Origin of the sequence: Bradyrhizobium sp. LB11.1, from assembly GCF_040549385.1 — a bacterium.
Lineage (GTDB): Bacteria > Pseudomonadota > Alphaproteobacteria > Rhizobiales > Xanthobacteraceae > Bradyrhizobium.
In genome coordinates this window covers 367,641-376,553 of the sequence record NZ_JBEPTH010000007.1, presented here as the reverse complement: position 1 = coordinate 376,553, position 8,913 = coordinate 367,641, and the positions used below count along the sequence as shown (strand labels likewise).

Sequence of the window (8,913 nt, the reverse complement as noted above, 5' to 3'; positions counted from 1 at the left end):
CGCCGCCGCACATGATCAGGGGGATAATGCGTTTGTCCATCGTCGTTTCAAACCTCGAAGTGGTCGCGATACCAGGTGACAAAATTGCGGACCCCGTGCTCGATCGGCGTTGACGGTGCAAAGCCGGTGTCGCGCATCAGATCCTCGACGTCCGCGAACGTTTCCACCACGTCTCCCGGCTGCATCGGCAGCAATTCTTTGATCGCCGTCCGACCCAGCTCCCGCTCCAGAAGTCCGACGACATGCATCAGCTCTTCGGGGCGGTGATTGCCGACATTGTAGACCCGAGACGGCGCATTTGCGGCAGCCGGATTGTCCGCGGGCACAAGATCGATCAGCCTGGATACGACACGGGTCACGTCGTCAATATAGGTGAAGTCGCGGCGCATTTTGCCATGGTTAAAGAGCCGGATCGGCTTGTCCGCCATGATGGCGTTTACGAACAGAAACATGGCCATATCAGGCCGTCCCCACGGGCCGTAGATGGTAAAAAAGCGCAAGGCAGTGACCGGCAGCCGGTAGAGATGGCTGTAGGACTGCGCCATCACCTCGTTGGCCTTCTTGGTCGCAGCGTAGAAGCTGACGGGATGATCGGTCCGGTCCTGTACGGAAAACGGCAGTTTCGTGTTGGCGCCATAAACGGACGATGACGACGCGTAGACGAGATGACGACAACCGCTGTTACGGCAGCCCTCGAGCACATTGAGAAAGCCCTGCAGATTGGAATCGGCGTAACTCTGCGGATGCTCGATCGAATAGCGCACGCCGGCCTGGGCGGCGAGATGCACGACCTCTGAAAAGCGATGCCGCGCAAACAGCGCCGCCATCGTCGCGCGATCGGCGAGATCGGCCTGGACAAAGGAGAAACGGGACTCGTTGCCGAGTAGCGAAAGGCGCGCCTGCTTCAACGCCGGATCGTAATAGCTGTTGAGATTGTCGAGCCCGACCACGGACCGCCCCTCGGCCAGGAGCTGCCGGGCGACGTGAAAGCCGATGAAACCGGCCGCACCCGTGACCAAAATCGCCTGATCCGTCATCTTGTCCCCAAGCGACCCTTAAAACCTGCCCGTAGCTTCTTTAGCCGGTAACGAGCGGCCGGAACAAGCCGCCGCCTTCCATCACCGCTATTGCAAGATCGACGCCAAAACCATACCAAAGCGGCCGAATTCGGCGCCTCGCGTCGGGTTGCCTCGAATCATCACAAACTCTGTTCAAGCGGGCGAGATGCGCCGAATCCTGCTGTCGACTGCCAAAATCCTGATCTCCGCGGCGCTGCTTTATCTGGCGCTGCGCAAGGTCGATCTGACCGAGCTGTTCTCACGCTTCACCGCGACCAGCCTGTTCTGGATCGGCATGGCGATCGCGGTGACGTTCCTGCAAATCTTCGTCGGCGTGCTGCGCTGGCGCGAGGTCAGCGCCGCATGCGGTGCGCCGCTCGAGCTCGGCCGTGCGATGCGCTACAACGTGATCGGCTCTTTCTTCAATCAGACCTTGCCGTCTGCGATCGGTGGCGATGCGGTCCGGCTCTGGCTGCTTGCGCGCGCAGGCGCCGGATGGCGTGCGGCGACCTATTCGATCTTCGTCGATCGCGCGATCGGCCTCGTCGCACTGGCGATCCTCATCGTCGCGAGCCTGCCCTGGAGCTACACGCTCATCACCGATCCGAACGGCCGCTCGGCGCTGCTGCTCGTCGACTTCGCAGCACTTGCGGGCGGCATCGGCTTCCTGATCTTCGGCGCGCTGAAATGGTCGTGGCTGAAGACCTGGTGGGCCACCCACCATATCCACGCCTGCGCGGTGATCGCGAACCGCGTGATCTTCAACCGCACGCGCGGACCTGTTATCGCAATCCTGTCGTTGCTGGTTCACGTGCTTGCCGTCGTCATCGCCTGGTGCGTGGTGCAGTCGATCGCGGCACCGGTCAGCTTCGCGCAGGTCTTCCTGCTGCTGCCGCCGGTGATGCTGATCACACTCATGCCGATCTCGATCGCCGGCTGGGGCGTGCGCGAGGCGAGCATGGGGCTGGCCTTCGGCTTCGCAGGGTTAGCTGCCAATGAAGGCGTCAACGTCTCGCTGCTGTTCGGCGCGGTCTCCTTCATCGTCGGCGCGTTCGGCGGCGTGGTCTGGATCCTCAGCGCGGAGAAAGCAGCGCAAGGCTCGGCGCCGATCGGGGCGCGTGAATAAGCGTTCACAAGGCCGGCACGGAAGCACCGCGACCTCCGCAGCTATCTATCAACCTTCGGGGTTGTTTCCTATAACCTCCGGCGCGCAGCCTTACGGATCGATCCGGAATGAAGATCAGCGTCATCACAGCGAGCTACAACTCCCAGGCGACGATCGGCGCCACCATCGCATCCTTCCTCGGCCAGACGCATCCCGACAAGGAGATGCTGGTCATCGACGGTGCCTCAAAGGATGCGACGCTGAAGATCGTGGAGTCGTTCGGCTCCAGCGAGATTCGCGTGATCTCCGAGCCCGACAAGGGTGTCTACGACGCCATGAACAAGGGGCTGCATTTGTTCACGGGCGATGCGATCGGCTTCCTCAATTCGGACGACACGTTCCACAACGACAGCGCGCTGGCGGCGATTGCCGCGGCGCTGGAACAAGCCGATGTCGTCTATGGCGACCTCGACATGGTCACCGATCACCAGTCCAAGGCCCTCGCGCGTGCCTGGCGTGCCGGACATTACGGTCGCTACTCGTTTCAGCTCGGCTGGGTCCCGCCGCATCCGACGTTCTACATCCGGCGCCAGGTCGCCGAGACGGTCGGCGACTACGATCTGAGTTACATCACGACCGCCGACTACGATTACATGCTGCGTGCGCTGGCGCTGAACGACTACAGGGTCGCCTACCTTCCGCGCGTCCTCGCCGATTTCCAGATGGGCGGCATCAGCACCAGCGGATGGCGCGTGACCTTGCGCGCCAATCTGGAGTGCCTGCGGTCGCGGCGGCAGCATCTGAACGCGCCGGTCATCGACGCCGCGTTCTTCCTGCGCTTTGCCCGGCGAATCTTTCAGATCCGCTCGCCGGCGTCTCTCAGGATGCAGCGCTCGCGTTGACGCCGAACTCCGGAACAGCATCCTTCAGGATGGTCCTGATCGTCGCGCGATCATCATGCGCGATGGCGAGCTCGAGCGCCGAGATCCATTTGCGCAGCGTCTGCATCGGCGGTTCGTTCGGTTTCGCCGCCATGACGCCCGCGACCCCGATATCGACAGTCGGCTCCTCGGAGGCGAACAGAATTTCGTTCAACCGCTCGCCCGGCCTCATTCCGCTGAACACGATCTCGATATCGTGGCCGGGTTGCAAACCCGAAAGCCGGATCATCCGTTCCGCCAGGTCGACGATCTTCACCGGCTGGCCCATGTTCAGCACGTAGACCGAAACGTCGAAACGCTTGGCGCCGAGCGCGTGGGTGGCGGCCGTGATGACGAGGTCGCAGGCTTCGCGGATGGTCATGAAATAGCGGACCATGTCGGGATGCGTCACGGTGACTGGACCACCGGCCTCGATCTGCGCCTTGAACTTCGGCACGACCGACCCGTTCGAGGCCAGCACATTGCCGAACCGTACCGAGATGAACCGCATCGCGGACTTGCTGCCGCCGGCCTGCGCCACGAGATCGTGGTCGAGCGCCTGGCAATACATCTCCGCGAAACGCTTGGTCAGACCGAGCATCGAGACCGGCTCGATCGCCTTGTCGGTCGAGATCATCACCATGGCCTCGGCGCCTGCCGCCAGCGCGGCATCGGCCACGTTGATCGAACCGAAAATGTTGGTCTTGACGCCCTCGCTCCAGTCCCTCTCCAGGATCGGAACGTGCTTGAGCGCGGCTGCATGGAACACGATGTCCGGCTTGAACTCCGCCATCAGACGCATGATGCGCTCTCGATCGCGGATATCGGCGATCCGCCCCTCGATAGCCGCACCCGTGCCGCGCGCGGCGAGCGCCTCGGTGACTGCGTACAAGGCAGGTTCCGAATTCTCGATGACCAAGAGACGCGCCGCGCCAAACGCAACCACGCGCTCGCAGATCTCCGCGCCGATCGACCCGCCACCACCGGTAACGATCACGGCCTTGCCCTCGATCAGGGCCTCCAGTCGCGCGTAATCGATCGTTTCGCTCGGACGCAGCAACAAGTCCTCGACCGCAACCGAGGTAAGCCGCGGCACGTCCCCGTGTTCTAGCGATGGCAGACGGCTGACGATCACGCCAAGCCGCCGCGACCGCATCAGCACGGACTCGGGACGCGCTTCCGGCTCGAAGGCGGAGGGCGTCATCACCACCCGGGCAATCGATTTGTTCCGTTTGGCGAAGCTACCGATGACATCCTCTATGTCGTCGATCGCGCCCACGACCGGCACGTTGCGGATGAGCTGCCCGAGATCGGCCCGGGACGGCGACAGCACCCCGACCGGCCGGAGATGCTTGATGGCGCCGCTCTCGATGCCGCGCAGCACGACCTCGGCATCGGCGGCGCGCCCGATCAGGAGGGTCGTCGCGGCATTTTCGGTCCTGACATGATACATCACGCGGGTATAGCGGAAATAGCGATAGGTCAGCCGCAGCGCACTCAGCGCAGAGATTTCCAGGAACCAGTAGAGGACGATGGTGATCTTGCCGAGAAAAAAGGTGCCGTGCACGTTCGGCGCGACAAAAATGTAGTCGAGCACGAGAAGGGTAACCGTCAGCACCGTGGCAACGCGGATGATGTTCAGCGCATCGGGCAGCGAGATGAAGCGCCATTTCGTGGTCGTCAGGTTGAAGACGTAGAAGACGACGACGCTAAAGGCGAGGAAATAGGGCAGGATCTGCAGCAGCAGCGGCAAGCGGGCCGTGAAGCCCTCGCCACCCTCGAAGCGCAGATAGAACGCAACGAACAGGGCCGCGGCCGTCGCCACTACGTCGTGAAGCGCGATCAGGAAGTTACGCAAGGTAAGATGCGAAAGACGCGTCATCTGCGGCCGAATATCTCCAGTGCTGCATACAACCTGATCGCGCTGATAGCGCATCTCGCCGGAACTAGCCAGCGCTCCGAAGCTCAGCCGCGTGCTTCTCCCGGGCTTCGGCCGTTCCGGCGCGAATTGAGCACCATGCCGCCGGCTACCCCGACACCGAGCACGTACATCCACCCTTCATGGAAGTCGAAAAGATGGGAATTGAAGAGCGAGGTGAATACGTTTTGGACGACGACCAGCAACCCGATCCAGCTGGCAAGCGCGTCGCCGCGGAACAGGAGGAGGTGCAGCCCCCACATCGCATACAGGATGATGATGCCGACAACGCCCCATTGCACGGCCACGTTCAGCGTCTGGTTATGAGGATTGCCGATCACCTCGCTTGAGGCTTGGTTCGCGCCGCCAGTCGCGGCCTGCTCGAACAAGCCCCGCGTCGAGCCGGTTCCATGACCGAAGACCGGCGCCTCGGCAAAGAAACCCAGCGATTTGCGCCAGAACTCGAGCCGAAGTCCGATCGATGTCGGGATGCCCCTGTCCTTGTAGAGCTCGTATTGCACGGAGAACGTTTCAATCGTGTTGTGCAACGTCGACGAGGTCTTCCACGTCAACACGGCAAAGGCCACGAGAACAGCGAGGATGATCAAGACGCTGCGCCATTTCAAATGCAGCAGCCCGAAGACCGCCAGCATGATCGGGATGGTCACGAGTGCGGTGCGCGAGATCACCACAAAGGCCATGTTGACGAAGAAGCTGAGCGCGATCGCCGCGAGCAGCGCAGCCAGCCAGACCCTCCTCTGCTGCAGCAGCTTCACGATCGGAAACGCGAGCGCAACTGCGCACAGCGTGAATTCCTGACTCTGGTCGATATAGTTCTTTACGAAGATGCCGCGCGAGTCGGTTTCATCAGGCTTCAGTGAGAGCGCGGGATGGAAAAAGACGAGCCAGGACATCACCGAGAGCAGCGCGCACGAGACGAGAAATGCGATAAACACGAGGTGCCCGCGCGACGAGCGTTCGAAATGATAGATCAGGACCGGGAGCACGAGCAGCTTCGCCGTCGGGTTCACGGCGTAAAACCGCGCGCCCCAGGGCGCCCCCGACCACAGCGTGCCGACGAGCGCGAGCAGGAACAGGGCAATCGGCAGCGCGCAGATTGGTCGCTTCAGCGACTGCAGGAAGTCCCCGACGTCGAGAAACGGCACCATGCAAATCAGCATCGCGACATTGAAGATCGCCGCGAGCGACGTCGACCAGGGCAGCGAGGCCGCGGTCAGGATGGCGAACAGGTCGACCGTGTCGGACCATGCCGCCGGACTGCGCAACCGCCGGAGCGTCGTCCCCCACATCGACTCACGCGCGAGCTCCGTCACTTCGTCTCTCCGCGCGCGCGATGGACCAGCGCAGTCGTGCTGAAACCCTTGAGAATATCGACCAGCACGACCGTTCCGCCGGTGGCCTCGACGACCTCGTGGCCGACCACCTGCTCGCGGGTGTAATCGCCGCCCTTCACCAGCACGCTCGGCGTGATCCGCTTGATCAGGTCTATCGGCGTGTCCTCCTCGAAGATGACGACGAGATCGACCGCTTCGAGCGCAGCCAGCACTTCCGCGCGCGCCCGCTCGTCCTGGACAGGGCGATCCGAGCCCTTCAGCCGCCGCACAGAGGCGTCGCTGTTCAGCCCGACGATCAGGCGGTCGCAGGCCGCGCGCGCCGCGGTCAGCACCTTGACGTGGCCGGGATGCAGGATGTCGAAGCAGCCATTGGTGAAGCCGACGCGCAGCCCTTGGCCACGCCATTCGGCGAGCTGGGGCTCGAGCGTATCAGGCGCGCTCATGACCTTCTCCTCGGCCGCGAGAGTGGCATGCGGCAGGATTTTTCGGCGCAGCTCGGCCGCGCTCACGCAGGCCGTGCCCTGCTTGCCGACGGCGACCGCGGCGGCCGCACTCGCCACGCGCAGCGCCGTGTCCCAGTCCGCGCCCGCCGCGATCGAGACCGCAAGCGCGGCGGCGACGGTATCGCCGGCGCCGGAGACGTCGCGCACCTTCACCGGGAAAGCCGGAACATGGACGGCTTCACCCTTCCGCGGCACCAGCGTCATGCCGTGCTCGCCCTGGGTCACCAGGATCGCCTCGCAATCAGCGAGCCGCATCACATCCTCGCTGGCGTCGACGATGCTCTGCGGCGCGTCGGCGCGGCTGCGGGTGGCTTCCGAAAATTCCTTGCGGTTGGGCGTGAGCAGCGTGGCGCCGCGATAGATCGCCCAGTTCAGGCTCTTGGGATCGACGATCACTGGCTTGCCGAGATTTCGCGCGGCGTCGATGGTGTGGCGGATCACGCGCGCGGTCAGCACGCCCTTGGCGTAGTCGGACAGCAGCACGATATCGGCGCGCGCGATCTGCGGCACGATCGCCTCGATCAACTTCGTCTCGACCTCGTCGGAGGCGGGCTGCGCCTGCTCCCAATCCGCACGCAGCATGTGCGTGGAAAAACGCTCGGAGACGAAGCGGACTTTTCGCGTGGTCGGCCTTGACGGGTCGCACACCAGCGCGCTCTCGATGTCGGCATGGTCCGCCAGCGCGGCCTTGAGCCGCGCCCCCGCATCGTCCTCGCCGACAAGGCCGACGAAGATGCAGCGCGCGCCGAGGGATGCGATATTGCGCGCGACGTTGCCGGCACCGCCGATATGGATTTCGCTGCGCTGGGCCGCGATGACGGGGGTCGGCGCTTCCGGCGAAATCCGCGACACCTCGCCGTAGACGAATTCGTCCAGCATGATGTCGCCGATGCAGAGCACCGTGCGGCCGGCGATGGCTTGCGCGAGGGCATCGAAATCGAGAATGGGCGTCGGCATGATCAAATGGCCTTAGCGGAAGCGGTCGGGCCGGTCGAGATAATCGGCAACATAAGCCTTCACCGCATCCTCGAGCGTCGTGAAGCCGCCGTTATAGCCGGCGCGGTGGAGACGATCGACCTTGCTCTCGGTGAAATACTGGTAGCTGCCGCGGATCTGCTCGGGCATGTCGACATAGTCGATGTTGGGGTTGGTGCCGAGCGCAGAATAGGCCGCCAGCATCAGCTCCCTGAAGCTGCGGGCCTTGCCGGTGCCGACATTGAACAGTCCCGACACCGCGGGCATCGCCAGCAGCCACAGGATCACGCGTACGACGTCGTCGACATAGATGAAATCGCGGCGCTGGTCGCCGTCGGCGATGCCGTCGCGATGCGACTTGAACAGTTCCACGACGCGCCCCGCCTTGACGTCGTCGAAGCGGCGCGCCAGCACGCTCATCATCGTGCCCTTGTGGTACTCGTTCGGGCCGAACACGTTGAAGAATTTCAGGCCCGCCCATTGCGGCGGGAGCGGATCGCCGCGCGCAACGCGCTCGGCGACGGCGAGATCGAACAGCTGCTTGCTCCAGCCGTAGAGATTCATCGGCCGCAGCTTCTTCAGCGCCGGCAGCGAGGCATCGTCGTCAAAGCCCTCCGCGCCGTCGCCATAGGTTGCAGCCGACGACGCGTAGATCAGCGGCACCGCATTCGCCGTGCACCAGTCGAGCAGCCGCAGCGAGAAGCGGAAATTGGTCTCGACCACGAGATCGCCGTCGGTCGCGGTGGTCTCGGAAACCGCCCCGAGATGGATCACGGCATCGAGCTTGCGTCCCTTCAGCCAGTCAGGCAGCTCGGCCGGCGGAACGATATCCACAAGCTGCCGCTTGGCGAGGTTGCGCCATTTGCCGTCGCTGCCGAGGAGATCGCAGACCACAACGTCGCTACGGCCAGCGTCGTTCAGCGCGGCGACGACATTCGATCCGATAAAACCGGCCCCGCCGGTCACCAGCAACATTCCAACCACCCTGCCCGATTTTCGCGACCTAATACCTGCCCTAGCGCATCATCTGCCAAAGTGTAAGCATTTTGGGATCGGCACTCTCGCGGCTTTACCTGCCG

General features: G+C 63.5%; 7 protein-coding genes. 2 read left to right on the top strand and 5 right to left on the bottom strand.

Going from position 1 to position 8,913, the window contains the following annotated elements:
- Positions 1 to 47 precede the first annotated feature (47 nt).
- The gene (locus ABIA96_RS21120; RefSeq protein ID WP_354138969.1) at positions 48 to 1,037 is read right to left on the bottom strand and encodes an SDR family NAD(P)-dependent oxidoreductase; all 990 of its coding nucleotides are present in this window, start codon (positions 1,035 to 1,037) and stop codon (positions 48 to 50) included.
- Positions 1,038 to 1,224: 187 nt separating this feature from the next.
- Between ABIA96_RS21120 and ABIA96_RS21115 the strand changes: the two genes are divergently transcribed.
- Together ABIA96_RS21115 and ABIA96_RS21110 are read left to right on the top strand one after the other, a co-directional pair.
- A complete protein-coding gene (locus ABIA96_RS21115) occupies positions 1,225 to 2,184 on the top strand; it encodes a lysylphosphatidylglycerol synthase transmembrane domain-containing protein (protein ID WP_354138968.1) in 960 nt (319 codons plus the stop codon).
- A 107-nt stretch (positions 2,185 to 2,291) separates the two neighbouring features.
- The gene (locus tag ABIA96_RS21110; RefSeq protein ID WP_354138967.1) at positions 2,292 to 3,065 is read left to right on the top strand and encodes a glycosyltransferase family 2 protein; all 774 of its coding nucleotides are present in this window, start codon (positions 2,292 to 2,294) and stop codon (positions 3,063 to 3,065) included.
- Here the strand turns inward: ABIA96_RS21110 and ABIA96_RS21105 are convergent.
- The 4 genes from ABIA96_RS21105 to rfaD all read right to left on the bottom strand — a co-directional run bounded on the left by ABIA96_RS21105 (position 3,043) and on the right by rfaD (position 8,809).
- Positions 3,043 to 4,965, bottom strand: coding sequence for an SDR family NAD(P)-dependent oxidoreductase (locus ABIA96_RS21105; RefSeq protein ID WP_354138966.1), 1,923 nt, complete (start codon positions 4,963 to 4,965; stop codon positions 3,043 to 3,045). The two genes, ABIA96_RS21110 and ABIA96_RS21105, sit on opposite strands and share 23 nt — an antisense overlap.
- Before the next feature lie 83 nt (positions 4,966 to 5,048).
- Positions 5,049 to 6,335, bottom strand: a complete 1,287-nt coding sequence (locus tag ABIA96_RS21100; protein WP_354138965.1) for an O-antigen ligase family protein — start codon at positions 6,333 to 6,335, stop codon at positions 5,049 to 5,051.
- The gene (rfaE1, locus tag ABIA96_RS21095) at positions 6,332 to 7,816 is read right to left on the bottom strand and encodes a D-glycero-beta-D-manno-heptose-7-phosphate kinase (protein WP_354138964.1); all 1,485 of its coding nucleotides are present in this window, start codon (positions 7,814 to 7,816) and stop codon (positions 6,332 to 6,334) included. The genes ABIA96_RS21100 and rfaE1 overlap by 4 nt, the downstream gene beginning before the upstream one ends.
- A 12-nt stretch (positions 7,817 to 7,828) precedes the next feature.
- Positions 7,829 to 8,809, bottom strand: coding sequence for an ADP-glyceromanno-heptose 6-epimerase (gene rfaD / locus ABIA96_RS21090; RefSeq protein ID WP_354138963.1), 981 nt, complete (start codon positions 8,807 to 8,809; stop codon positions 7,829 to 7,831).
- Positions 8,810 to 8,913 lie beyond the last annotated feature (104 nt).

Excerpts from the sequence above, each read along its gene's own strand:
- ABIA96_RS21115 (WP_354138968.1), top strand. The coding sequence starts at position 1,225 with ATGCGCCGAATCCTGCTGTCGACTGCCAAAATCCTGATCTCCGCGGCG.
- ABIA96_RS21110 (WP_354138967.1), top strand. The coding sequence starts at position 2,292 with ATGAAGATCAGCGTCATCACAGCGAGCTACAACTCCCAGGCGACGATC.
- ABIA96_RS21120 (WP_354138969.1), bottom strand. The coding sequence starts at position 1,037 with ATGACGGATCAGGCGATTTTGGTCACGGGTGCGGCCGGTTTCATCGGC.
- ABIA96_RS21105 (WP_354138966.1), bottom strand. The coding sequence starts at position 4,965 with ATGACGCGTCTTTCGCATCTTACCTTGCGTAACTTCCTGATCGCGCTT.
- rfaD (WP_354138963.1), bottom strand. The coding sequence starts at position 8,809 with ATGTTGCTGGTGACCGGCGGGGCCGGTTTTATCGGATCGAATGTCGTC.
- rfaE1 (WP_354138964.1), bottom strand. The coding sequence starts at position 7,816 with ATGCCGACGCCCATTCTCGATTTCGATGCCCTCGCGCAAGCCATCGCC.